Source organism: Pseudomonas sp. P105, assembly GCF_032614175.1.
GTDB lineage: Bacteria > Pseudomonadota > Gammaproteobacteria > Pseudomonadales > Pseudomonadaceae > Aquipseudomonas > Aquipseudomonas rhizophila.
In genome coordinates, this window is the sequence record NZ_CP126693.1 from 4,467,997 (window position 1) to 4,488,220 (window position 20,224).

A 20,224-nucleotide genomic window follows, 5' to 3' on the forward strand; every position below is an offset into this window, starting at 1 on the left:
AGATGCAGCGCGCGGGGCGCTGGAAAAGTCGTCAGTTCAAGGCATTCCACGCGGCCACGTAGGCCTTGGCGCGCACCGCCACTTCGTCAGCCGTCAGGCCCGGCTTGAACAACCCGGAACCCAGGCCGAACCCCTTGACGCCGGCCTCGACGAACACCGCCATGTTGTCCGGGGTAATCCCGCCCACCGGCACCAGCACGGTTCCGGCCGGCAATACCGCGAGCCACGCCTTGACCGCCGCCGGCCCCATTTGCTCGGCCGGAAACATCTTCAACACATGGGCACCTTCGGCCAGTGCAGCAAAGGCTTCGGTGGGCGTGGCGACGCCGGGCGAGAGGTACAAGCCCGCGGCTTTCGCCGCCCGCAACACCTTAGGATCGCTATGGGGCATAACGATGACTTGACCGCCGGCGGCTTTCACTTGCTCGACCTGTTCCGGCGTGAGCACCGTGCCGGCCCCGATCAGGCAATCGGCGGGTAAGGTACTGCGCAGGATGCGGATACTTTCGTACGGCTCGGGAGAATTGAGCGGTACTTCGATGACGCGAAATCCGGCGCCATAAAGGACTTCGCCGATAGCGGCGGCCTCTTCCGGCCGCAGACCGCGCAAAATTGCGATCAGCCCGTTGTGCGCCAGTGCTTGTGTGAGCATGTCAGACCTCCAGTCGTTTAACGCGATGCGGTGGAATCGAGCAGCCCGGCCGCCACGGCCAGTTGCCACAAACCACGTTCGGTGGCCTGTTCGGCCAGGGACACCCGGGCAAAACCGCAGGCATCGAGGGCCCGTTGATAACGGACGCAGAGTTGAGAATTGCCGATCAACACCACCGTCGGCAGATGAATGGTGTCGCGCCGTCGGCGTTGCACGGTGGCCAGGGCCGTCAGCTCATGACCGATCAGGAGGCCGGAAAGGTAATCCGCCTGGGCGCTGGCACTGAGTTCGCCAGTCAAGCCCAGACTGCGGGCACTGAACACGGTGGACAACGGGCCGATCTGGCCGTCCACCGACAACGCCACCTGCACGCCGCGATCAAAAGCCAGGCTATCGAACGCCGTGCCACGTTGCTGGGTGCGGCCCAGAATGCTGTGGTCACTGAGCACGGCGAAGATCTCGCCGGTCATGAACGTATCGAAATGCACGATGCAGCCATCGGCCACTTCCACCCATTTCGAATGACTGCCGGGCAAGCCGATCAGTACCGCTTCATCCGGCAGGCTGTGCAAGGCGCCAAGCACTTGGGTTTCTTCGCCGCGCATGACATTGGGTAACCGCGAACGCTGGATCACCCCCGGCACGATGTGCACATCGACACCGCGAAGACTACGAATGATTTGTAGGGAATGTCCGAGATTGGCGACGTTGGCGGGTGTGTCGCAGTAAGGCGCTTCGCGCCAGCCCTGGGCGCTGCCGACCATGCCGCAGGCGATCACGGGCAGGCCTGGCTGGGCGTCGAGCCAATCGCCGCAAGCCTCGTCGAAGGCCAGTTCAAAACCGTCGATGCACACCTGACCGGCCACCGTTCGCGGCCCGGAGGGCAACTGCATGATCCCCGACGACAGCGAACGCTGTTCGAGCACCTCGCCCCCGGCGGCGAGTTTGTAAGCCCGTAATGAGGTGGTCCCCCAATCGAGCGCAATCAATTGCGCCTGCATCCGTTTCACCTGTTTTGTTTTTTGGCAGTGAGTGCACGGACTATAAACCTGGGCGCAACAAAATCTCAATATATAAATATCATTCCCATATATTGGGATTAAATGCATCGACGACAAAGCCAATCGCCATTCGCCCAAGACCCTGCTACGTTTCTGATCGGACGCCAAACAACTCAGGGAAAAAGGGATGGGACAACAGTTGAAAATCCTCGGCCGCACTTCTTCGATCAACGTCAGAAAAGTGTTGTGGACCTGTCAGGAGCTGGAGATCGCCTACGAGCGCGAAGACTGGGGCATCGGCTTTGCCTCGACCCATGACCCCGAGTTTCTGGCGCTCAACCCCAACGCCCAAGTGCCGGTGATCATTGATGAAAACGGTGTGCTGTGGGAGTCCAACACCATTTGTCGCTACCTTGTGGGCAAGCATGGAGGCAACGATCTACTGCCCGTCGAACCGGCCGCGCGCGCCCGAATCGAACAGTGGATGGACTGGCAAGCGACCGAACTCAACCCGTCATGGGGCTATGCGTTTCATGCATTGGTGCGCAAGAACCCGGAGTTTCAGGACCCACAACGCATCGCCGCCGGGGTCAAAGGCTGGAACGAAAAGATGGGGTTGCTGGAGGATCAGTTGAGCCGCACTGGCGCCTACGTGGCCGGTGCGGATTTTTCCCTCGCGGATGTGCTCATCGGTCTGTCGGTGCATCGCTGGCGCCAGACGCCCATGGAACGCCCGGACTACCCGGCCGTGGCCGCATATTGCAAACGACTCGAACCACGACCGGGGTTTGCCGAGTGGGCATCCGACGCCCACTCATGAAGTGCTCAATTGCCGTTAGCGAAATCCCGTAGCACCTTGCCGTCCATCCGGTAGCGCACCCACTCTTCCTGGGGTTGCGCGCCGAGGGACTTGTAGAACTCGATCGCCGGCGTGTTCCAGTCCAGCACGCTCCACTCGAAGCGGCCGCAGTCGTTGTCGCAGGCAATTTTCGCCAGGTGACGCAGCAGCGTCTTCCCTGCCCCGCCGCCGCGCTGGTCAGGCGTGATGTACAGGTCTTCGAGGTACAGGCAGTTGCTGCCCAGCCACGTGGAATAACTGAAGAAAAACACCGCATAACCGATGGGCACGCCATCACGCAGACAGATCAGTCCATGGGCAGTGGAGCCCTCGCTGAACAGGCTGCGCTGAATGTCCGTCACGCTGGCGATGACTTCGTGGCGGGCCTTTTCGTAATCGGCAAGTTCAGTGATGAAGGCAAGGATTTGAGGCGCATCGCTGGGTTGCGCAGGACGAATCTGGATCGACATGAACGGGCCTTGTAGCCAATTGAAAGCGCCATACTAAGCCGCCACGCTGCGCTCGTCACACCTCGAAGACAAATTTTGAGTGACGGTCCCTACGGCACCATTCGTCGCCTGTCAGGCACAAACCCGGATTCAGGACAGCCCAAAATCAGGCAAGCATTCTAAAAAATGGAGGCGACACCATGATCTCATCAAGGCTGACTGCATTCACATTCGCCACGCTGCTATCTTCGGCGGCTTTCGCAGCCACCACCGACGGCACCGGTCCGACCGATCCGGTACAGGCGCCCAATTCCCCCGCAACCGAAGGCATGCCCAAGCTGAACACCGATGGCACCGGTGGCGGCCTGAACAATGGTCAGCCTCCCGCCAACGGCACCGATCCGCGGGTGCAGGGCAATGATGCGGGTCGTCAGGGCGGCATGAATACGCCGGACTCCAATACCCCCGATAACGCCGAAACCGGCACGGGCTCGAAAACCACCACCGGCGGGTCGGGTTCCGAGGGCGGCGCCAGCCAGTAACCCCCCAGGGAGCGAGCGACGCGCTCCTGGCGGGTGGCTCTGCTCACACACTTGAGGAGAGATTCCCATGCCTCGTGGAAGCAAAGACAAATACACAGCCGAGCAAAAGCGCAAAGCCGAACATATTGAAGCAAGTTACGAGAAAAAGGGTTTGTCCGAGGACAAGGCCGAGGCTCGTGCTTGGGCGACGGTCAACAAGCAGTCTGGCGGTGGCGAACGCTCCGGTGGGTCGGGGAAGACAAAACCGGCAGCAGAAAAGAAAACCGACCGCAAGGAATCGGCCCGTCGCGCAGCCAAGACCCGCGAAGGTCAGCCGCGCACCAGCAAGGCCTCCCGCGCGACCCAGACTGTGGATAACCTGATGAAAGAGGCCCGGGCGAAGAACATTCCCGGACGTTCGAAGATGCGTAAGCAGGAATTGGTTGAAGCGCTGCGCAAGGTCGGTTGATCGCGGGCGTCAGGAATGACGCCATCGCGAGCGGGCTCGCTCCCACAGGGTTCTGCGCTGTGCCGGAGTTCGGAACCTCCCACAGGGGGATCTGCGCCGTGCTCGGGTTCGGAATCCGGCACAAATCCTGTGGGAGCGAGCCTGCTCGCGATTGGGTCCAGCCCGGTCGGGGCAGGTTTCAGCGTTGTTTCATTCGGTCGATCACCACCGCCAGCAACAGGATCGAGCCACGGATGACGTACTGGTAGAAGGTGTCGATGTTCTTCAGGTTCATCGCGTTTTCAATAATCGCCAGAATCAGCACCCCGGCGATGACATGGCGAATCATGCCGATACCGCCGCTCAACGACACCCCGCCCAACACGCAAGCCGAGATCACGGTCAGTTCAAAGCCCTGGCCGATCATCGGTTGGCCCGAGGTCATGCGTGAGGCCAGGATCACACCCGCCAAGGCACCGATCACACCATGCACGGCGAAGATGATGATCTTGGTCCGATCAACGTTCACCCCTGCCAACAACGCCGCCTCCTGGTTGCCACCAATGGCCATGGTGTTGCGCCCGTAGGTGGTGTAGTTCAACAACCAGCCGAAAAACAGAAAGCAGACAATGGTGATCAGGATCGGCACCGGCACGCCGAACATCTGGCCGTTACCGAACACGAAGAACGATTCCTGGGACACGCCCACCGCCTTGCCATTGGCAAAGATGTAGGCCAGGCCCCGGACGATCTGCATGGTCGCCAGCGTCGTGATCAACGCATTGACCCGTAGCTTGGCAATGACGATGCCATTGATCAGCCCGACGATCAGCCCCATCACCAGCGCTGCGCTGACGCCGAGGAACACGCTGTTGGTGTCACGCATCACCACCGCCGCGACCACACCGGCACAGGCAATCACCGAGCCCACCGACAAGTCGAAGTGCCCGGAAGCCAGGCAATACAACATGGTGCAGGCCGCGATGCCCGTGGTGGAAATCGCCAGGCCCAGGCCTCGCATGTTCAGGGGTGACAGGAAGTTGTCGATCATCAGGGTGCAGAGCACAAAGATTGCGACAGCCGCCAGCAGCATGACCCAGTCGTCCAGGAAGCGCCGCAGATCCAGGGGTTTGCGTGCCGTTGGCAGTGCATTGTTTTGAATGGTCATGTTTACCTCTCAGTTCGCCGCGTCGGCAACGCGTTGGCGTGGCAGCGCCAGTTGCAGCAGGTTGGATTCGTTGGCCTGGTCACGCGGCAGCTCGCCGCGCATAACCCCTTCGCAGAGCACCAGGATTCGGTCGGATATGCCCATCACTTCCATCAGATCGCTGGACACCACAATCACCGCAATGCCATCGGCCGCCAGGTTGTGGATGATCTGATAAATCTCGGCCTTGGCGCCGATGTCGATACCGCGCGTGGGCTCGTCCAGCAACAGGACTTTCATCGGCATCGACAGCCAGCGACCGAGAATCGCTTTCTGCTGATTGCCGCCAGACAGGTACATGATTTTCTGACCCGCCGATGGCGTCTTCACTTTCAGCGCCTTGATCTGCTTGTCGGCGTTACCCCGTTCCCAGTCGCCCCGTAACAGGCACCCCAGGGTGGAATGGGCGCCGCGAGCGCTGATGTTGATGTTCTCGCCGACGCTGCCCAACGGGATGATGCCTTCCTTCTTGCGATCCTCCGGGCAGAGCAACACGCCCGCGGCAATGGCATCCCGGGGTGAACGCAGTTTCAACTGCTGGTCATGCAGAACCAGGCGCCCGTCAGTTTGGCGTTCCAGCCCACTGAGCAACCGCAGCAACTCGGTACGGCCGGCACCCACCAGCCCAAACAAGCCGAGGATTTCACCTTTATGCACCTGGAAACTCACCGGCTCACGCAGGCCCGGGCCGAGCAGCCCCTCGACCTGCAACGCCACATCGCCGCGCTCGCGGGGACGGTAATCGTAGATGTCCTGGATGTCGCGACCGACCATGCAGGTGACCAACTGATCGTGGGTCAGCTCGCTCATGTTCTCGAAGGTATGCACATAACGGCCGTCCTTGAACACCGTGACCGCGTTACAGATGCGGAACACCTCTTCCATGCGGTGGCTGACATACAGCACCACTTTGCCCTCGTCCCGCAGGCGGGTGATGATCGCCATCAGGCGGTCGATTTCCCGCGCCGAGAGGCTGCTGGTGGGTTCATCGAAGGCAATGACATGGGCGCCACGGGACAAGGCCTTGGCGATTTCCACCAGTTGGCGCTGGCCGAGGGACAGGCGACCGACTTTTTCCTGGGGGTCGATTTCGTCGGCCAGGCCTTTGAGCAACGCCAACGCCTGCTGGCGCAATTGCCCACGATTGACCAGGCCGAAACGGGCCGGCAAATGCCCCAGGAACAGATTTTCGGCAACGGTCATTTCCGGCACCAGGTGCAGCTCCTGGTGGATCACCGCCACGCCGCTGGCAATGCTGTCGGCGGTACCTTTGAAAGCCATCGTCTGCTCGCCGATCTGCAGGTCGCCGCTGCTGGGGATGTAGGCACCGCCGAGGATCTTCAGCAACGTGGACTTGCCCGCGCCGTTCTCGCCCATCAAAGCATGGACCTGTCCCGGATGAGCAACGAAACTGATATTGGCCAGCGCCTGCACGCCGGGAAAGGATTTACCAATCCCGTTGAACCGCAAGCTGCCGCCCATGTTGTGTTGCTGTGTCGCTGTTTGCGCTTGCATAACCACCTCGAACTCACAGAGATCAAGCGACCCCGGCACTCGTCAGGCCAGGGCCGCTTTTGAATCAACCGACCATCAGTTCCACAGGCCGATCTTCTCCAGTTCTTGCTTGAAGTTCTCCCGAGTGATCAGCGTCACCTCGTCCATGGCGGTGTACTTCGGTGGCTCTTTGCCGGTGGTGATCCACTCGTACATCATTTCGGCGGTCTTGTAGCCTTCGATGTGCGGGCTTGGCAGCATCGAACCGAAGAAACCGCTGTTGGGTTTTTTCAGTTCGCCGATGGCGTCGGTGCCGTTGATGCCGATCCCGATCACATTGGCCGCGTTGAACCCGGCGCTTTCGGTGGCGCGCACGCCGCCCAGCACTGTGTTGTCGTTCATGCCGCCGATGATCAGGTTTTTCGCCCCGCTGGGCAGTTTCACCAGGGCCGAGTTGGTGGCGTCCATGCTGCCCGGCACGTCGAGGGTTTTCAGCGCGGTATAAAGGATGTGATCGTCTGGAAAGCCGGCCTTCTTCAGGGCGTCGACCGAACCGTCGGTACGTTTCTTGCCCGTATCCAGCTCGTTGTAGGTGTTGATCACGGCATAGGTGTCTTTCCAGTCCCAACCGCGCTTTTTCGCCTCAGCGGCCATCGCGTCGCCTTGCTTCTGGCCCACTTCGAACGCGGCCATGCCCAGGTACGGCACGTCTTCCATGAACTTGCCATCGGAGCCGACGAAACGGTCATCCACAGCAATCACTTTCATGTCATTGAGTTTGGCCTTGGCCACGATGGCCGGGCCGAGAGCCACGTCCGGTGGGCAGATCACGAAGCCCTTGGCGCCATTAGCGGCGAGGCTGTCGATGGCCGAGAGGGTCTTCTCGCCGTCGGGCACGGCGATCTTGATCACCGTGAAGCCCCGGTCCTTACCAGCCTTTTCGGCGAACGCCCATTCGGTCTGGAACCAGGGTTCTTCGGCCTGCTTGACCAGAAAACCGATCTTCACTTCTTCGGCCGCCAGCAAGGTGCTGCTGAGGCTGACGGCAGTAACCGCCAGGGCGGCACGGCACAGGGAACGGATCCCACGACGATGATTCATAGCTGTCTCCTTGTTTTTTTTATTGAAAGCCAAAACGTCCAGGGCCCTGCTCCAACATCAGTGGAAATGCGCAGGCTGGGCGGTCAAACATGTTGCTGTACAGCATAGGTCCAAATAGTCATATCGTATGATGATTGGATTACAGGCGAAGTTTCCGACTGAAATCCCGAAATATTCAGTCGTGGTACATGACCGAACGTCCGCCATCGATGGTGATGCACGAGGCGTTGATGAAAGGTGCTTCATCGCTGGCCAGGAACACCGCCGTCATTGCCACTTCGATCGGCTGGCCGATTCGGCGTGGCGGGTGCAGATCCAGCGCACGCTGGCGTTCGGCATGTGGATCGGCGAAGCCGTTCCAGTAGTCGATATTCAATTGGGTTTCGATGTAACCCGGCGCAATGGCATTCACCCGCACACCTTTGGGCGCGTATTCGATACCCAATGCGCGGGTCAGGCCGAGCAGTCCGTGCTTGGCCACCGGGTAAGGGAAACAGCCGGGAATGATGTGGGATGAATGAGTCGAGGCGATATTGATGATGCTGCCCCCGCCCTGCTCAAGCATCTGCGGCAACACAGCCTTGCAACCGTACCAGGCGCCATCCAGGTCGATGGCGAAACAACGCCGCCAATCTTGCTCGGTCATTTCCAGCGGGTCACGAAATACGTTCACGCCCGCGCAGTTCACCAGAACGTCGATGCGACCGTGCAGCTCGACGGCACGACGGGCCATGGCATGCAGGTCCTGCTGGTTGGATACATCGGCTTTGAGTGCCTGCACATCCGCCCCGCGTTCACGCCAGAGGGCTGCGACTGTCTCAACCTTCTCGGCCTGGATATCACTGATGACCAAGCGTGCCTGCTGCGAGGCGAACGCGGCGACGATCGCCTCGCCAATGCCTTGGGCAGCCCCGGTCAGCAGCACAACTTTGTTTTTCAGGCGTTCGCCTTTCGGGGGTTCGGGCATCGGTAACAAGGACAGGGTGTGGGCCATGACTCAAGACTCCTGTCCGCAAGCACGACAAAAACCGGACATCCAGAGATGACCGGTCGAAAGGCTTTTGGAATCGCGTACGCCGTCGGGCGGTACGGAGGAAGATCGTTGCATCACTTCACCTGTCTTGTTTTTTTAGTGTGAGTGCGTGTCGCTGATGGGACCGACTATAAACCCGCTCGCCAAATAATCTCAATATATATATTTACATCCCATATTTTGGGATTCAGCCCGCAAACCGCGTACAAGCCACACCGGGTACATCGACTCGCATCGACAACACCGCGCCGTCGAGTGGATGGTTAAGTGGGCTCGCCGCACTGGTGATGTACAGTGTCTTGAGGTCCTCACCACCAAACACACAGCTGGTGGGACGACTGACGGGCAGCTCGATCACCCGATCAACCTGACCTTGCGGGTTCAGTCGCAGCAGGCAGCTACCGTCCCAGCGAGCATTCCAGACATAGCCCCTGGCATCCATTGCCGAGCCGTCGGGGCCGCCACGCGGGTGAGGGCCAAACCAGACCTCGGCGGGGGCCAGGCTGCCGTCGGGATAAATGAAATGTCGGTAAAGCGTGCCGTCGAGACTTTCGCCGAAATACACCGTAGTGCCGTCAGGACTCCATAACAGCGTGTTGGGAATGCCCCGATCGCGCAGCAGCGGCATGACCCGGCCATCGGCGCCAATGCGAAACAGGCCCCCGAATCGTCCTTCAATGGGCAGGTCTTCTGCGTTTTCGCCGATGTTGTTCTGCATGGTGCCGAGCCAGAGCTGGCCCAGGGCATCGCAACGGGCCTCGTTGGCGCGATTCCCTGGCCGGGGATCGGCCATGCACAGCAATTTCAGGCTCGGTTCCAGTCCCGGCGAATCCAGATCCAGTCGATAGACACCGCTGCTCAGGGTCACCAAGGCGTCGCCGCTTTGTGTCGGAATGAAAGCGGACACATGCTCGGGCATCTGCCAGATTTGCACATTCGCGCCGATCAGCCGCAGCGCCTGTTTACCGGCAATGTCGACCCAATACAGTGCTTGGGTCGGCTCGTCCCAGAAGGGGCCCTCTCCCAATATCGCCCGGTGTTCCGTCACAGCCGTCCACATCATTGAACACTCCTGTTTCCCGCTTGCCCGGCGATCTCTGTCCGCCCGGCCATGACGTTAGGGTAAAAACGCTTGATCGCCAGGTCAGCGTTATCGATCAAGGTCATGCAGGCCCAGACGCCCCGCGCCGCGTCACGGGCAGCGATGGCTTCGGCAATGTCCTTGTGGATCGGCAACGTGCGGCGCAGCTCATCCGGGTCGGCGGCGGACACCTCGAACGACACCGCCAGCAGCGCGCCCAGGGCCGGGACCATTTGCTCAATAAATTGATTGTGGCTGGCAGCGAGGATGCACTCATGGAAGAACTGGTCGGCACGGTTGTAATCGGCCCCGCTGTCCACCGCCCGCTCCAGGGCATGGTAGGCCAGGCGGATCGCCTGCACCTGATCAGCCGTCGCTCGCTCACACGCCCAGCGCACCGCCATCGGTTCGATGGTACGCCGCAGGTCCAGCAGGTCATCGACGAAATTTTCCGGCAGCCCACTGCGCGACAGCCAACCGACCACCTGCGGGTCAAACAGATTCCAGCGACGCACCGGCAGCACCCGTGTCCCGACTTTCGGGCCGACTTCCAGCATGCCTTTGGCCACCAGGGTCTTGATCGCTTCGCGGATCACCGTGCGGCTGACGCCCAATTGCTGGCCGAGGTCGGCCTCAACCTTGATGGTCTGCCCAGGCTTGACCTGACCGGCGGCTATCCAGCCCCCCAGCCAATCGACGGTCGATGCGTGAAAACTGCTGGACATGAACACCCCGGGGCCACTTTCTATAGAGGCCCAAACTAATCATCATATGATTGGGTGTCAATTTGAATTTTACGGCTTCACCCGGGTGGGAGCGAGCCTGCTCGCGATAGCGGTGGATCAGTTAAGACAAGGTTGGCCATGCTGCCGTCATCGCGAGCAGGCTCGCCCCCACAGGGATCAGGGTTCCAGGCCTATCGGGAAAAATACCCCACCACTCCATACCCCCAACCACCTCTGCCCGTCGATCTCGCGACTGACCGCCAGCTCCACCAACTGGTAGAACACATTGCGATGGATCAGCGCTTCGAGGTTGCTGCGTACGTGCACGTAGGGCGCGGGTTCCTGGGTTTGCGGATCGATCACCACCCGCATCGGATGTTCGCCGCCGGCCTCAGTGGTTTCCTCGACGTTGGTGGTGAAGCGCAGTCGCTGCTGCTCACCCTGCCCTTCAACCTCCAGGGTCACCGCCACAAACGGTGCATCGTCGACCTTGATGCCAACTTTTTCCACAGGAGTGATCAGGAAGTAATCATCGCCGTCGCGGCGGATGATAGTGGAGAACAGCTTGACCATCGGCTTGCGCCCGATTGGCGTACCCAGGTAATACCAGGTGCCATCACGGGCGATGCGCATGTCGATATCGCCGCAGAAGTCAGGATTCCACAAGTGGACTGGCGGCAAACCTTTGGTCTTGGGGATCTGCCCCAGCAGGTCATTGGCTTTTTGCGGTCCGCTCATGGTGACTCCTTGAATGTTACTGGTCGCTCACTCCCAACAGGCTGCGGGCATACTCGCGCAAAGGGGGAGCGATCAGGTCTTCTGGCTGTTTGTCGTGCAACGTCAGTAAACCGCCACGACTCTTGATGCGTGCAGTATCAATCAAATACTGGGTACTGGTCTCGATCAACATGATTTGAATGACGCTGGTGTCGACACCCAAACGGTCCACGGCCTCTTCATCCAGCCATTCGTCGGTGTTGCCGATACGGTTGTCGGCCTTGGCGAACCGCGTATACAGCAAGTAGTGAGCACCGGCGGCTCGGGCTTCGCCCATGGCTTGGTCCAGGCCCTCGGGAACCCGGGCACGACGCACCATGGGGAAATACTCGATGAAACCGTTGAAGGCCTCTTCGGCGACGACATTGGGCCGCGGGTAGGCACTGCCGGGAGGCGCGAAGGCACCCTGAGCAATGTAGATGAACGAATCCGGCTGGATGCGCAGGTTATTCACACGCCGGCTGTCGCTGTGGTCCAGCAAACCGGCGTCGCTCATGTGGTAGCGAACGCCCTCCCCCATGTCGCTGACATTCATGCAGCCACCGAGCGCCAAAACGGCCAGCAGCAAAACCAGGCTACGCATCCTACCCTCCAAAAACCGGTGACGGAAAACCGGCGAATGGCCATTGGATGCAGCTTTTGCGCCAGCTCATCGAAATGGGGGTGTCAGACACATCCAAGTGAAGGGGAAATTGCTATCGCGGGCAAGCCTTGCTCCCACAGGTACGGTGTTCACCTGGGAGCAAAGCTTGCCCGCGATAGCATTCGTCAACCGCCGATGATTTTCATGATGGTTGCGCCGCCAGAGAACGCCACTTCCTGCTTATCCCCCAACGCCTTGACCAGCAAGCGCTGCAGAGCCGGCAAGGCCTGATGCCGGGGTTTGTCCAGCAGATCGCCGACAAAGTGTCGGTTACTCGACGACAGGCAGCCATGCAGCCAACCCGTGGAGGACAGCCGCAACCGTGAGCAGGTACGACAGAACGGCACGCTTTCGTTAGCGATCACGCCAAAATGCCCTAGGCCCGGAATTTCATAGCGCACTGCGGTGGCATCCACTGGAGCGTCGGCTTGCAGGTACTCGTACTGGTCGCCGATCAGGCTCAGCAACTGCTGAAGGCTGACGAATTGCTGCAGGAACGCGTTGGAGTCGCTGGCCAGGTGCCCCATGCGCATCAGCTCGATGAAGCGCAGCTCATAGCCGCGCTCCAGGCAGTACTCGAGCAGTGGCATCACCTGATCCAGGTTCTGCCCGCGCAACGGCACCATGTTGACCTTGATCTTCATTCCCGCAGCACGGGCCTGATCCATCCCGTCGAGCACGGTTGCCAGATCGCCACCGCGGGCGATACTGCGAAACGCCCCTGGGTCCAGGGTATCGAGGGAAACGTTGATGCGGCGAATGCCGGCATCTACCAGCAAAGGCAACTTTTTGGCCAGTAACTGACCATTGGTGGTCAGGCTGATGTCCTCCAGGCCCATCTGCCCCACCGCCGTCATGAAGCTTTCAAGCTTGGGGCTGACCAGCGGCTCGCCGCCGGTGATGCGCAGCCGCTCGATACCGGCAGCTTCGATCAGGTAGGCCACACCGCGCGCCATGGCCTCGGCCGACAGTTCATCCTGCGCAGCCACCAGCCGCTTGCCGTTGGGCACGCAGTAGGTACAGGCGTAATTGCAGGCTGAAGTCAGGCTGATTCGCAAATTGCGGAAACGCCTGCCTTGACGGTCAACGATCATGGATCACTCCGGCGAAAGAAGAATCGGACTTACGAAACTTGACCCAGAACTCAAGTTTTCGCAAGGCCCAAGCCTGAGTATATTCCTGGGACACTGCGCCATGTAAGCGGACATGGCGCAATCAGGCAGCTGAATGACTTAGCTGCTCGGAACGTCGGTGTCACGCTTGCGCTTGTTGCCCATGCGAACGCCTATGTCCATCAGGAACTGGAAGAAGCCTTCCTGGTCTTCCAGCACGTTGCTCCAGAACGGCGAGTGATACAGCGCCACCGCACCGTGCACCAACGCCCAGGCGGCGCAGTAGTGGAAATAGGGCGGCACGTCTTCGAGCTTACCTTCACTGATCCGGCCTTTGATCAGCAGGGTCAGGCGCTCGAAGTTCGAGGCGCGGATCTTGTGCAGTTCCTCGACCATCTCCGGCACTTGGTTGCCCTTGACCACCTTCTCTTCCAGGCGGTCGAACAAGCGATAACGCTGCGGATCGCGCATGCGGAATTCGAAGTAGGCCCGGGACAGCGCCTCCTTGTCCTTGTCCACATCGGCCGAATGCAGCAGCTCATTCAAATCGCGCTCGTAATCAAGCATCAGGCGCAGGTAGATCTCCGCCTTGGATTTGAAATGTTTATAAATCGTGCCTTTGCCGATACCCACGGCATCCGCAATCATCTCGACGGTGACGCTGTCTTCACCCTGGTCGAGGAACAACTTGAGCGCGGTGTCGAGAATTTCCTGCTCGCGGCGACGAAACTCACGGACCTTACGGGGTTCTTTGTGCATAAGAAAAAGGTCTGAAGGGTCAAAATTCGAAGCCGAGTATTATGCCTAACTTACGCAAAAATGCACGGATCATCCGTTCCCAACCACAGTTCTTCACAAAACCGTGCAGCTCCCGCTTCCTGTCATTCGCTTCGCCGCACCGTAACGACTGGCTTTGACGGCAGTGAGAACTTATCCGAAGCGAGCGTATTCCAAATTTGTTTAAAAACCAGCCCGGCTAAACTGGACGCGTCAGCATACTGATCAATACTTGAACTGTCGGCGCGACATCTCCCCCAAGTGACGCGCCGGTAAAGGTACCAACGGACCGCGTGCCTTTGTTTTACTCCTAATGGTCTTAACCCGGATTCACCCCCCAGAACCCGGGTTTTTTTTGCCTGAAACTCAGGCAGACGCCGCGCGGACATGGGCCAGCGGAAACAGCCGCTTGAAGTTCTCCGTAGTCTGCTCGGCAAATCGCTCGTAGGACTCGCCCCGCAACATCGCCAGGAACTCCGCCACTTCCCGCACGTATTGCGGAAGGTTCGGCTTGCCACGATACGGAATCGGCGCAAGGTACGGTGAGTCGGTTTCCACCAACAGGCGATCTGCCGGCACTTTGCTGGCCACATCCCGCAGCGCGTCGGCATTGCGAAACGTGACAATGCCGGACAAGGAAATGTAATAGCCCATGTCCAGCGCGGTCTTGGCCATGTCCCAGTCTTCGGTGAAACAATGCAGCACCCCCGCCTGTGGCAACGCGGCGTCACGCAACAAGGCCAGGGTATCGGCCCGGGCGCCGCGGGTGTGGATGATCACCGGTTTGCCAGTCTGTTGCGCAGCCTCCAGATGCAGCCGGAACGAAGCCTGCTGAACCTCGGCGGCTTGCGGTTCGTAGTGATAGTCCAGGCCGGTTTCGCCAATGGCGACCACCCGTGGATGGTCGAGCTCGCGCAACAGCCAATCCAGGGCAGGCGTAGCGTCGGGCTGGACGTCCAGAGGATGGATGCCGACTGAACAATCGACATCTGCATAGCGTTCGGCCAGGGCTTTGACGTCGGCGGCATTGTCGGCGCTGACGCCGATGCACAGGAAGTGACCCACACCACGCTGGCGGGCGGCATCCAGTGCAGCATCCAGGGAGCCGTCGTGGGCGGCGAGGTCGAGACGATCAAGGTGACAATGGGAATCTACAAGCATAAAGGGCCGGGCTACATCGTATGGGTGGGACGGTCGGATTTAAGGGTTCCGGCCAGGTGGGTTTCGATCTGATTACGGGCTGAATGGTCGCCATCGTTGAACTGCACACCAACACCGGCAGCCCGGTTACCCTGGGCGCCTTTGGGCGTCATCCAGATCACCTTGCCGGCGACCGGAATCTTCTCCGCTTCGTCCATCAGGCTCAAGAGCATGAACACCTCATCGCCCAAGCGATAATTCTTGTTGGTGGGGATGAACAGGCCGCCGTTCTTGATGAAGGGCATGTAGGCGGCGTAGAGCACCGACTTGTCCTTGATGGTCAGGGACAGGATGCCGTTGCGTGGCCCGGGACTGACAGGTTCGTTCATGCTGATCTCCGCTGCGATTGAGCTGAGTTTAGGCAGTGTCTGTCAGTTTCGACCAGGCAAACTCGCCCATTGCACCAACAGCGCCTCGAGCAACAGCACCCGATTGAGGTTCGCCTTGCTCAGCACCTTCTGACGTTGGGCAAGAATCCAGTCCTGAATGTTCAAGATTTTATCCTGGCTGCTTTTTTGCGCCAGGTACTGAATCACCTTGCGCATGTCCGCCAGTCCCAGCCCGGTTTCGTCCTCGGTGAGCTGGTAGCGCAGGATCAGACTCGACCAGTCACAGAACCAGTCGAACAGCAGAAGCAGCGGGATGGCGTTCCAGCCTTCTGCCAGTTGCGTGGGAGACTGTTGCTGCTTGAGCAGCTTCTTCACCCCATCCACCACCAGCGCCCGTTGTTCACGCACACCCTGGGCCTGAAGGCTGACGGCCGCCAACGGCGAGCCGGCGGCAAGGGTCAGCAACTCGACGCGTTCTTCGTCGCTGCTGTCAGGCAAGGCCTCGGCCAACCACTTCAAGCTCATCGCCTCACTGGGCAACGGACAGGCCTGCTGTACGCAACGGCTTTTGATGGTTGCCAGCAAGCGGCTCGGCTGGTGACTGACCAGCAACAGCACGGTATCGCCGGAAGGCTCTTCAAGGCTCTTGAGCAAGGCGTTGGCGGCATTGATGTTCATCGATTCCACCGGCTCGATCAGCACCACCTTGCGCCCGCCCATCTGCGAGGTCTGGACCACGAAGCTGACCAGATCCCGGACCTGGTCGACCTTGATCGCCTTGTCCGCCTCCTCCGGTTCCAACACGTAATTGTCAGGATGACTGCCAGCCTTGAGCAACAGGCAGGACTTGCACTCACCGCACGCGTTCGAGACACCCGGGCGCTGGCAAAGCAGGCTGGCCATCAGACGCTCGGCCAACGCCCGCTTACCGATACCGACCGGGCCGTGCAGCAGATAGGCATGGGCATGCTGTGCCCTTCCGGCCAGTTGCTGCCAGAGTCCGTCCTGCCAGGGATAGGCTTCAGCCACGGGCACGCTCCAACAAACGCGGCAACAAACCGTCCAGCGCCTGCTGGACTTGCGCCAACGGCTGAGCGGCATCAATCAACAGATAACGCGCCGGATCGGCCTTGGCCCGACTCAAAAAAGCATTGCGCACCGCGTTGAAGAACGCCTGGCCTTCCAGTTCGAAACGATCCAGCCGGCCCCGGGCGCTGGCGCGGGCCAGGCCGATTTCCACCGGTAGATCGAACACCAGGGTCAGGTCCGGCCGCAGGTCACCCTGGACGAAGGTTTCCAGCGCGGCGATGCGCTCCAGGGACAAGCCCCTTCCACCGCCCTGATAGGCATAGGTCGAATCGGTAAAACGATCGCAGAGCACCACCGCGCCACGGGCCAGCGCCGGGCGAATCACTTCGGCCAAGTGTTGTGCCCGGGCGGCGAACACCAGCAACAGCTCGGTGTCAGGGTTCATGACTTCTTCGATCGGCGCCAGCAGCACCTCGCGAATCCGCTCGGCCAGCGGTGTACCTCCGGGCTCGCGGGTCAACACCACCTCGATGCCGGCGGCTCGCAGGCGTTCGGCCAGGTATTCGCGGTTGGTGCTCTTGCCGGCGCCTTCAGGGCCTTCCAGCGTTATAAACAAGCCAGTCACGGGCGATCCTTAAACAAAGTCATTGCGAGCGCGGCGGCTCGCTGGCATTCGGTTCGTCGACAGACTCCTCGTCCGGCACAGTCGGGGCCGGACTGGAGCGATAATCGGCTCGGCGCTTGAGCTGATATTCGCGCACGGCGTTATTGTGCGCATCCAGGTCATCGGAGAACACGTGGCTACCATCACCACGGGCGACGAAGTAAAGGCTGTTGCCGGCAACTGGGTTCAACGCGGCGTGAATCGCCTCGCGCCCCACCATCGCAATCGGTGTCGGCGGCAGGCCAGGAATCAGATAGGTGTTGTAGGGGTTTTCTTCCCGCAAGTGAGCACGGGTGAGTTTGCCGTTGTAGCGCTCGCCCAGCCCGTAGATCACGGTAGGGTCGGTTTGCAACAGCATGCCCAGGCGCATACGGCGCACGAACACACCGGCGATCTGCCCACGCTCCTCAGGCACGCCGGTTTCCTTTTCCACCAGGGATGCCATGATCAGCGCCTGATAGGGCTGGGAGTAAGGTAAATCGGCGGCGCGTTGCGCCCACTCTTTGGCAAGCACGTCTTCGAGCCGGTCGTAGGCAATTTTCAGCAGGTCAGCGTCCGATGTGCCACGCACGAAACGATAGGTGTCCGGGAAGAACCGTCCCTCGGGGAATATCCCGGAATGACCCAGGCGGTCCATCACTTCGCTGTCACTCAGACCGGCGAGGGTCTGCTGGAGTTTTTCATCCTTGGCCAGCGCCGCGCGAACCTGGCGAAAATTCCACCCCTCCACCAGGGTGACGCTGTACTGCACCACTTCCCCGCGCTTCCAGACCTCGATCAGGCTTTCCATTGTCATGCCCGGCACCATCCGGTACTCACCGGAATGCAACGGTTGGCCGGCCAGATTGAAGCGCCAATAGACGCGCAACCAGAAAGCGTCCTTGATCAGGCCGTCCGCTTCGAGGCGCTTGAGGGTTCCGGTGGGGGTGGTCCCGTTGGGGACGTCCAGCAGTTCTTCCTGGGTGATGTTCAGCGGTTGTTGCAACGCCGAATGAATTTTCCAGGCGCAAGTGCCCAACAGCAGCACCGCCAGAACCAGTCCGGTTTCCAGCAGAAGCAAGAATTTACGTCTCACGAATCAAACATCCAATAGCGTGCGGGCAAGGGTCTGCAGTTTACGGGTGAGCGGCCCGGTCGACCAGCGCGCCGAACCGCATGCAAGTACCGGCCATACGCCATAAACGCTGTTGCAGACGAAGACTTCGTCGGCCTGGTGCAGCTGTTCGAGGCGGATGTCGGTGATGTGCGTGGCGATGCCTTGAGACTCGGCTTGATACAATAATTCGGCCCGCATCACGCCGGCCACGCCACAACGGCTCAGGTCCGCCGTGACCAATTCACCCTCGCGCACCAGAAAGAGGTTACTGAAGACGCCTTCGATCACTCGCCCGGACGTGTCCAGCATCAAGCCTTCGGCGTGCTCGGCATCGCGCCATTCGGCGCGGGCCATCACTTGCTCAAGACGATTGAGGTGCTTGAGACCGGCCAGCAAGGGTTGCTCGGACAGGCGGGTGGCACAGGGAAACAGGCGAACGCCCTGCTCGGCATGCACTGGAGGATAGGCGGCCGGCGGACTGCCTTGCAGGATGCGCCGGGACGGCGCCGAGGGATCAGCGCCATAACCGCGAAGACCATCACCGCGGGTCACAATCAACTTAAGTACGCCGTCACCCAGGCATTGCGCGTAGACGCGCAACTCAGCCTCCAACGCCCCCATGTCAACCTGGAGCGTCAACCGCTGACAACCTAGCGCCAGACGCTGCAGGTGACGCTCAGGCAACACCGGTTTGCCATTGCGCACAGCGATGGTTTCAAACAACCCATCGCCGTAAGCCAGGCCGCGGTCCTTGAGCGACAGAACGTCGGCAGGCTGACCGTCGACCCAGCTTTCCATCAACCAGCGAACCGGCGGAACACCAGCGAGCCGTTGGTACCGCCAAAGCCGAAGGAGTTGGACAGCACTACATCGATGTCCATGCCACGCGCCGTGTGTGGCACGAAGTCCAGATCGCAGCCTTCGTCCGGCTCGTCAAGGTTGATGGTCGGTGGCGCGACCTGGCTGTTGATCGCCAGTACGCTGAAGATCGCTTCCACCGCGCCCGCGGCACCCAGCAGGTGGCCGGTCATGGACTTGGTCGAGCTGACCGCCAGTTTGTAGGCGTGCTCACCGAACACGGTCTTGATGGCCTGGGCCTCGGCAAGATCGCCCGCCGGGGTCGAAGTGCCATGGGCATTGATGTACTGCACCTGCTCGGCGTTGACCTTCGCGTCACGCAGTGCGTTGGTGATGCAGCGGGCAGCACCGGCACCGTCGGCGGGTGGCGAGGTCATGTGGTAGGCATCGCCACTGGTGCCAAAGCCAATCAGCTCGGCATAAATGGTCGCGCCGCGCGCCTTGGCATGTTCCAGCTCTTCGAGTACCAGCGCGCCGGAACCGTCGGACAATACAAAGCCGTCTCGGCCCTTGTCCCACGGCCGGCTGGCGCGGCTCGGTTCGTCGTTGCGGGTCGACAGCGCACGGGATGCGCCGAAGCCACCCATGCCCAGCCCGCAGGCCGCCATCTCGGCGCCGCCGGCAATCATCACGTCGGCCTCGTCGTACATGATGTTGCGCGCGGCCATGCCAATGCAGTGGGTGCCCGTGGTACACGCCGTAGCAATAGCGTAGTTAGGCCCCTGCACACCCAGGTGGATGGACAGGAAACCGGAAATCATATTGATGATCGAGCCCGGCACAAAGAACGGAGAAATCCGTCGCGGCCCCGACTCGTGCAGCGTACGGCTGGTTTCTTCGATATTGGTCAAGCCACCAATACCCGACCCCATGGCCACGCCGATACGTTCACGGTTGGCATCGGTGACTTCAAGACCGGCATTACGTACGGCCTGGAATCCGGCTGCCAGGCCGTATTGAATGAACAGGTCGAGCTTGCGGGCCTCTTTGACCGACAGGTACTCCTCGACATTGAAACCCTTTACCGAGCCGCCAAAACGGGTGGAATAGGCAGAAAGGTCGGTGTGTTCGATCAGACCAATGCCACTACGGCCAGCCAGAATGCCCTGCCAACTGCTCGGCACATCCGTGCCCAGTGGCGACAACATACCCATACCGGTGACTACGACGCGTCTACGCGACACAGCAC

Annotated in this window: 23 protein-coding genes; 3 read left to right on the plus strand and 20 right to left on the minus strand. The window is 60.4% G+C overall.

All coding sequences use genetic code 11. The features are described from left to right. Positions 1-31 precede the first annotated feature (31 nt). Together QOM08_RS19975 and QOM08_RS19980 are read right to left on the minus strand one after the other, a co-directional pair. The gene (locus QOM08_RS19975; RefSeq protein ID WP_316912041.1) at positions 32-652 is read right to left on the minus strand and encodes a 2-dehydro-3-deoxy-6-phosphogalactonate aldolase; all 621 of its coding nucleotides are present in this window, start codon (positions 650-652) and stop codon (positions 32-34) included. A gap of 17 nt (positions 653-669) precedes the next feature. Next, a complete protein-coding gene (locus tag QOM08_RS19980) occupies positions 670-1,653 on the minus strand; it encodes a 2-dehydro-3-deoxygalactonokinase (protein ID WP_188252050.1) in 984 nt (327 codons plus the stop codon). Between the two features lie 187 nt (positions 1,654-1,840). On the opposite strand from QOM08_RS19980, the gene QOM08_RS19985 reads away from it, so the two are divergent. Further along, positions 1,841-2,473: a glutathione S-transferase family protein gene (locus QOM08_RS19985; protein WP_076383838.1), complete on the plus strand. Its 633-nt coding sequence runs from the start codon at positions 1,841-1,843 to the stop codon at positions 2,471-2,473. Between the two features lie 5 nt (positions 2,474-2,478). On the opposite strand, the gene QOM08_RS19990 is transcribed toward QOM08_RS19985, so the two are convergent. Next, positions 2,479-2,961: a GNAT family N-acetyltransferase gene (locus QOM08_RS19990; RefSeq protein WP_047228217.1), complete on the minus strand. Its 483-nt coding sequence runs from the start codon at positions 2,959-2,961 to the stop codon at positions 2,479-2,481. Between the two features lie 179 nt (positions 2,962-3,140). On the opposite strand from QOM08_RS19990, the gene QOM08_RS19995 reads away from it, so the two are divergent. Continuing rightward, the gene (locus QOM08_RS19995) at positions 3,141-3,482 is read left to right on the plus strand and encodes a hypothetical protein (RefSeq protein WP_047228216.1); all 342 of its coding nucleotides are present in this window, start codon (positions 3,141-3,143) and stop codon (positions 3,480-3,482) included. Positions 3,483-3,549: 67 nt separating this feature from the next. Further along, on the plus strand, positions 3,550-3,930 hold the full coding sequence (locus tag QOM08_RS20000; protein WP_107322024.1) for a Rho termination factor N-terminal domain-containing protein: 381 nt from the start codon (positions 3,550-3,552) through the stop codon (positions 3,928-3,930). Positions 3,931-4,108: 178 nt separating this feature from the next. On the opposite strand, the gene araH is transcribed toward QOM08_RS20000, so the two are convergent. From araH to fabF, 17 genes are all read right to left on the minus strand, one after another. Then, positions 4,109-5,077, minus strand: a complete 969-nt coding sequence (gene araH / locus QOM08_RS20005) for an L-arabinose ABC transporter permease AraH (RefSeq protein ID WP_076383836.1) — start codon at positions 5,075-5,077, stop codon at positions 4,109-4,111. 9 nt (positions 5,078-5,086) lie between these two features. Continuing rightward, complete coding sequence (gene araG, locus QOM08_RS20010) at positions 5,087-6,631, minus strand: L-arabinose ABC transporter ATP-binding protein AraG (RefSeq protein ID WP_047228213.1); 1,545 nt, start codon at positions 6,629-6,631, stop codon at positions 5,087-5,089. A 75-nt stretch (positions 6,632-6,706) separates the two neighbouring features. Then, entirely contained in the window at positions 6,707-7,711 is a 1,005-nt protein-coding gene (locus tag QOM08_RS20015; RefSeq protein WP_047228212.1) for a substrate-binding domain-containing protein, read from the minus strand. Between the two features lie 175 nt (positions 7,712-7,886). Further along, positions 7,887-8,705, minus strand: coding sequence for an SDR family oxidoreductase (locus tag QOM08_RS20020; protein ID WP_047228211.1), 819 nt, complete (start codon positions 8,703-8,705; stop codon positions 7,887-7,889). A gap of 226 nt (positions 8,706-8,931) precedes the next feature. Next, positions 8,932-9,807, minus strand: a complete 876-nt coding sequence (locus QOM08_RS20025) for an SMP-30/gluconolactonase/LRE family protein (protein WP_316912042.1) — start codon at positions 9,805-9,807, stop codon at positions 8,932-8,934. After that, positions 9,804-10,550 carry a FadR/GntR family transcriptional regulator gene (locus QOM08_RS20030; RefSeq protein WP_047228209.1) on the minus strand — a complete coding sequence of 249 codons (747 nt, stop codon included), beginning with the start codon at positions 10,548-10,550 and terminating at the stop codon, positions 9,804-9,806. Before QOM08_RS20030 ends, QOM08_RS20025 begins: the two co-directional genes overlap by 4 nt. Positions 10,551-10,727: 177 nt before the next feature. Then, entirely contained in the window at positions 10,728-11,288 is a 561-nt protein-coding gene (locus tag QOM08_RS20035; protein ID WP_047228208.1) for a DUF1285 domain-containing protein, read from the minus strand. Positions 11,289-11,304: 16 nt separating this feature from the next. Beyond that, positions 11,305-11,910 carry a DUF4823 domain-containing protein gene (locus QOM08_RS20040; protein WP_047228207.1) on the minus strand — a complete coding sequence of 202 codons (606 nt, stop codon included), beginning with the start codon at positions 11,908-11,910 and terminating at the stop codon, positions 11,305-11,307. A 185-nt stretch (positions 11,911-12,095) separates the two neighbouring features. Continuing rightward, on the minus strand, positions 12,096-13,064 hold the full coding sequence (locus QOM08_RS20045) for a GTP 3',8-cyclase MoaA (RefSeq protein WP_047228206.1): 969 nt from the start codon (positions 13,062-13,064) through the stop codon (positions 12,096-12,098). 138 nt (positions 13,065-13,202) lie between these two features. Beyond that, on the minus strand, positions 13,203-13,841 hold the full coding sequence (locus QOM08_RS20050) for a TetR/AcrR family transcriptional regulator (protein ID WP_003204240.1): 639 nt from the start codon (positions 13,839-13,841) through the stop codon (positions 13,203-13,205). Between the two features lie 384 nt (positions 13,842-14,225). Further along, entirely contained in the window at positions 14,226-15,020 is a 795-nt protein-coding gene (locus QOM08_RS20055; RefSeq protein WP_281459948.1) for a TatD family hydrolase, read from the minus strand. An 11-nt stretch (positions 15,021-15,031) separates the two neighbouring features. Next, the gene (locus QOM08_RS20060) at positions 15,032-15,388 is read right to left on the minus strand and encodes a PilZ domain-containing protein (RefSeq protein WP_047228204.1); all 357 of its coding nucleotides are present in this window, start codon (positions 15,386-15,388) and stop codon (positions 15,032-15,034) included. 42 nt (positions 15,389-15,430) lie between these two features. Further along, on the minus strand, positions 15,431-16,417 hold the full coding sequence (locus QOM08_RS20065) for a DNA polymerase III subunit delta' (protein WP_092458737.1): 987 nt from the start codon (positions 16,415-16,417) through the stop codon (positions 15,431-15,433). After that, the gene (gene tmk / locus QOM08_RS20070; protein ID WP_047228202.1) at positions 16,410-17,042 is read right to left on the minus strand and encodes a dTMP kinase; all 633 of its coding nucleotides are present in this window, start codon (positions 17,040-17,042) and stop codon (positions 16,410-16,412) included. Before tmk ends, QOM08_RS20065 begins: the two co-directional genes overlap by 8 nt. Before the next feature lie 19 nt (positions 17,043-17,061). Next, positions 17,062-18,156, minus strand: a complete 1,095-nt coding sequence (gene mltG / locus QOM08_RS20075; protein WP_274090959.1) for an endolytic transglycosylase MltG — start codon at positions 18,154-18,156, stop codon at positions 17,062-17,064. Between the two features lie 3 nt (positions 18,157-18,159). Next, positions 18,160-18,975, minus strand: a complete 816-nt coding sequence (gene pabC, locus QOM08_RS20080) for an aminodeoxychorismate lyase (RefSeq protein ID WP_316912043.1) — start codon at positions 18,973-18,975, stop codon at positions 18,160-18,162. Next, positions 18,975-20,219 carry a beta-ketoacyl-ACP synthase II gene (gene fabF / locus QOM08_RS20085; protein ID WP_047228200.1) on the minus strand — a complete coding sequence of 415 codons (1,245 nt, stop codon included), beginning with the start codon at positions 20,217-20,219 and terminating at the stop codon, positions 18,975-18,977. Before fabF ends, pabC begins: the two co-directional genes overlap by 1 nt. Positions 20,220-20,224: the final 5 nt, after the last annotated feature.

Excerpts from the sequence above, each read along its gene's own strand:
- QOM08_RS20035 (WP_047228208.1), bottom strand. The coding sequence starts at position 11,288 with ATGAGCGGACCGCAAAAAGCCAATGACCTGCTGGGGCAGATCCCCAAG.
- QOM08_RS20060 (WP_047228204.1), bottom strand. The coding sequence starts at position 15,388 with ATGAACGAACCTGTCAGTCCCGGGCCACGCAACGGCATCCTGTCCCTG.
- QOM08_RS19980 (WP_188252050.1), bottom strand. The coding sequence starts at position 1,653 with ATGCAGGCGCAATTGATTGCGCTCGATTGGGGGACCACCTCATTACGG.
- QOM08_RS20025 (WP_316912042.1), bottom strand. The coding sequence starts at position 9,807 with ATGATGTGGACGGCTGTGACGGAACACCGGGCGATATTGGGAGAGGGC.
- QOM08_RS19985 (WP_076383838.1), top strand. The coding sequence starts at position 1,841 with ATGGGACAACAGTTGAAAATCCTCGGCCGCACTTCTTCGATCAACGTC.
- QOM08_RS20015 (WP_047228212.1), bottom strand. The coding sequence starts at position 7,711 with ATGAATCATCGTCGTGGGATCCGTTCCCTGTGCCGTGCCGCCCTGGCG.
- araG (WP_047228213.1), bottom strand. The coding sequence starts at position 6,631 with ATGCAAGCGCAAACAGCGACACAGCAACACAACATGGGCGGCAGCTTG.
- QOM08_RS20020 (WP_047228211.1), bottom strand. The coding sequence starts at position 8,705 with ATGGCCCACACCCTGTCCTTGTTACCGATGCCCGAACCCCCGAAAGGC.
- QOM08_RS20045 (WP_047228206.1), bottom strand. The coding sequence starts at position 13,064 with ATGATCGTTGACCGTCAAGGCAGGCGTTTCCGCAATTTGCGAATCAGC.
- QOM08_RS20000 (WP_107322024.1), top strand. The coding sequence starts at position 3,550 with ATGCCTCGTGGAAGCAAAGACAAATACACAGCCGAGCAAAAGCGCAAA.
- QOM08_RS20055 (WP_281459948.1), bottom strand. The coding sequence starts at position 15,020 with ATGCTTGTAGATTCCCATTGTCACCTTGATCGTCTCGACCTCGCCGCC.
- QOM08_RS20050 (WP_003204240.1), bottom strand. The coding sequence starts at position 13,841 with ATGCACAAAGAACCCCGTAAGGTCCGTGAGTTTCGTCGCCGCGAGCAG.
- QOM08_RS19995 (WP_047228216.1), top strand. The coding sequence starts at position 3,141 with ATGATCTCATCAAGGCTGACTGCATTCACATTCGCCACGCTGCTATCT.
- QOM08_RS19990 (WP_047228217.1), bottom strand. The coding sequence starts at position 2,961 with ATGTCGATCCAGATTCGTCCTGCGCAACCCAGCGATGCGCCTCAAATC.
- QOM08_RS20030 (WP_047228209.1), bottom strand. The coding sequence starts at position 10,550 with ATGTCCAGCAGTTTTCACGCATCGACCGTCGATTGGCTGGGGGGCTGG.
- QOM08_RS19975 (WP_316912041.1), bottom strand. The coding sequence starts at position 652 with ATGCTCACACAAGCACTGGCGCACAACGGGCTGATCGCAATTTTGCGC.
- pabC (WP_316912043.1), bottom strand. The coding sequence starts at position 18,975 with ATGGAAAGCTGGGTCGACGGTCAGCCTGCCGACGTTCTGTCGCTCAAG.
- araH (WP_076383836.1), bottom strand. The coding sequence starts at position 5,077 with ATGACCATTCAAAACAATGCACTGCCAACGGCACGCAAACCCCTGGAT.
- QOM08_RS20040 (WP_047228207.1), bottom strand. The coding sequence starts at position 11,910 with ATGCGTAGCCTGGTTTTGCTGCTGGCCGTTTTGGCGCTCGGTGGCTGC.